This window comes from Actinoplanes awajinensis subsp. mycoplanecinus (assembly GCF_001509495.1).
GTDB classification, from domain to species: domain Bacteria; phylum Actinomycetota; class Actinomycetes; order Mycobacteriales; family Micromonosporaceae; genus Actinoplanes; species Actinoplanes palleronii.
On sequence record NZ_LLZH01000179.1, the window covers coordinates 1 to 372 of the forward strand.

At 75.5% G+C, this 372-nt stretch carries 1 protein-coding gene; it reads right to left on the reverse strand.

Features of this window, described 5'->3' with window-relative positions:
- Positions 1-372, reverse strand: a 372-nt coding sequence (locus tag ADL15_RS20580; RefSeq protein WP_157441481.1) for a transposase, incomplete at both ends; no start/stop codon positions are given.

A 372-nucleotide genomic window follows, 5' to 3' on the forward strand; every position in this document is an offset into this window, starting at 1 on the left:
GCCGGTGCGCCGGTCCGGGCCGGTCTTACGCGACAACGCCCGCCCGAGGGCGCGCATGCGCTGCTGGGCGGCAACCAGGTGGCGCGGGTTGCCGATCAGCTCCCCGGTGGACAGCACCGCCAGGTGCTTGATCCCGACGTCCACACCGGCCACCGACGAGGGCCGGGCCGGTGCCCGCTCGGCGCGTTCGACTCCGACCGTGAACGACACGTGCCAGCGCCCGCCGTCCCGGCGCACGGTCGCGGACATGATCCGGGCCGTGCCGGCCTCGACGCGGCGGGCCAGCTTGCGGGCCGACTCGTGCAGCTTCAACCGGCCCAGCCGGGGGAGCACGACGTGCATCCGGTCCGGCTCGACCCGGATCGCTCCGGT